The sequence below is a fragment of the Dysgonomonas sp. GY75 genome, from assembly GCF_015234155.1.
GTDB lineage: Bacteria > Bacteroidota > Bacteroidia > Bacteroidales > Dysgonomonadaceae > Dysgonomonas > Dysgonomonas gadei.
Genome location: NZ_JADCLQ010000019.1, coordinates 1 through 2539 on the forward strand (window position 1 = coordinate 1; position 2539 = coordinate 2539).

A 2539-nucleotide genomic window follows, 5' to 3' on the forward strand; every position below is an offset into this window, starting at 1 on the left:
GGTGCGCCCGTCAAGGCAGCATAAGAAATATCCTTTGGCAAGGATTAGGTAAGTGTTCTTTGAAAATGACCTATCATCACCCGGCTTATCTGAAAGGGAAATTAACTGGACAGGGAGTGTAGCATGCCGGGACGACCATAAGTCAGCCAGTTATCAGGCTGCGACTGAATGGGTTGATGAAAAGACAGTTATGAGGATAAAATCTGGATTGATTGAACGATAATCTGAGCGGTATTTGGAATATCTACGGCGTTAAGATAACTATACTCGTCGTACTGTGATTCGCTTTTTCCATTCTTCGAGGAGAAAGTGCAGGAACTAATCACAGCGCAACTACAATATGTAGTAAAGGATGAAAGTCGTATCCGACACTCTGTCGTGCCAGAGACTATGTATAGTCTCATAGTTCTTTATGTATGCAAACGGGGATTACCTATACCGGAAAGCCAGTTGTAAGGCTATGGGGTCAGCCCCTGAATATCCGGAATGGTAACGGAGCTTCCGTAGTAGTCTGAGCAGGATAATGACCTGTACACGCCAATTCTTTATGGAATCGGCAACGGCGAAGGGAGGCAGCTAAAGTAGTTTTAATACAATTAACGAAAAATGTGAGAGACATTATGAGAAATTCAGAAAGAGTATTAAACAGTCTAACGAAACACAGCAAACTTTCAACTTATAAGTATGAAAGGCTCTATCGTGTTCTGTTCAATGAAGAGATGTATTATGTTGCTTATCAGCGAATTTATTCAAAGCCAGGCAACATGACACCCGGTTCTGACGGAAAAACTATTGACGGAATGAACCTGTCTCGAATTGAAAAACTGATACAATCGTTGAAAGACGAAAGTTATCAGCCCCAGCCCTCAAAAAGAACGTACATACCAAAGAAAAACGGAAAAGTACGTCCTTTAGGAATACCTGCTTTTGATGATAAGTTGGTACAGGAAGTGATAAGAATGATTCTGGAAGCCATTTATGAAGAATATTTTGAAAATTGTTCCTATGGTTTCAGACCCAAACGAAGTTGCCATACTGCACTAAGCCAGATTCAAAAGTCATTCAGCGGAGCAAAATGGTTCGTGGAAGGAGATATTAAAGGATTCTTCGATAATATTGACCATGATATCATGATTGATATTTTGAAAGAACGTATTTCTGACGAACGTTTCTTACGTCTGGTAAGAAAATTCCTAAACGCAGGGTATGTAGAAGATTGGCAATTCCATAAAACACACAGTGGAACTCCACAAGGTGGAATCGTTAGCCCAATACTGGCTAACATTTATCTGGATAAACTGGATAAGTACATAATGGAATATATCCGAGAATTTGATAAAGGGGAAGGTCGCAAAACAAACATTGAGCGCAGACAATACGAATGTGGGAAGAAGAAGGCTGTAGCGAAACTAAAAAGTGTAACTGACAAAGATGAAAGAAAAGAAATTGTCAAACAAATTAAGGCATACGACAAGGCAAGAACCTTAATTCCAAGTGGAGACGAAATGGATTGCGATTACAGAAAAATGAAATATGTACGGTATGCAGATGACTTTCTGATAGGAATAATCGGTAACAAAGAAGACAGTAAAAGAATTAAAGAGGATATTAAAAATTTTCTTCATTCCAAACTAAAACTAGAACTGTCGGATGAAAAAACACTGATTACTCACACGGAAAAATCTGCAAAATTCCTTGGGTATGAAATCTATGTCCGCAAATCCAACCTTACCAAAAGAGATAAACGAGGTCGGATAAAGAGAGCCTTTAACAAAAAGGTGTATTTGAAATTGTCTACGGATATTATAAAGAAGAAATTGCTCGAATATGGCGTTTTGGAGATTAAAACTCATAACGGTAAAGAGCAATGGAAACCCAAAGCCCGTTCTCAGTTCATAAACAATGACGATCTTGAAATTTTGGATAGGTATAACTCTGAAATCAGAGGTTTCTACAATTATTATTCGATTGCCAATAATTGTTCGACAATGCACTCCTTTAAATACATTATGGAATACAGTATGTATAAAACTTTTGCCGGAAAATATCGGTCTTCTGTTGTAAAGATAGCCTGTAAATACAAGCAGAATAAAGTATTTACTGTACATTTCAAGAATAAAAAAGGTGAGGACAAAATCAGAGTCTTTTACAACGAGGGTTTCAAACGAAAGAATCCCAATTATCAGTCATGGGTAGACAATCTTAAAGCTCCAATCACTATCAGTACAACAAGCCTGATTGACAGGCTGAAAGCGGAGAAGTGTGAACTATGCGGGGCAACAGATAAAAAATTGGATATGCATCATGTTAGAAAACTCAAAGGTTTAGATAAAAAGAAACCTTGGGAAAAACTCATGATTGCAAGACAACGTAAAACCATTGCACTCTGTAAGAGTTGCCATAAATTGACTGACATTGGAAAACAAGACTGATACTTTAGTGGAGAGCCGGATACGCGGAGACGTGTACGTCCGGTTCGGGGGCGAGTGCTTGGAAACCTACCATAGTAATATGGAAAGGCGCTGGGTGCTTAGCCTAC

1 protein-coding gene is annotated in these 2539 nt (G+C 38.7%); it reads left to right on the plus strand.

Features of this window, described 5'->3' with window-relative positions; genetic code table 11:
• The first annotated feature begins 620 nt into the window (after nt 1-620).
• Nucleotides 621-2432, plus strand: a complete 1812-nt coding sequence (ltrA, locus tag IR083_RS10330; RefSeq protein ID WP_194224259.1) for a group II intron reverse transcriptase/maturase — start codon at nt 621-623, stop codon at nt 2430-2432.
• Nucleotides 2433-2539 lie beyond the last annotated feature (107 nt).

Excerpts from the sequence above, each read along its gene's own strand:
- ltrA (WP_194224259.1), top strand. The coding sequence starts at position 621 with ATGAGAAATTCAGAAAGAGTATTAAACAGTCTAACGAAACACAGCAAA.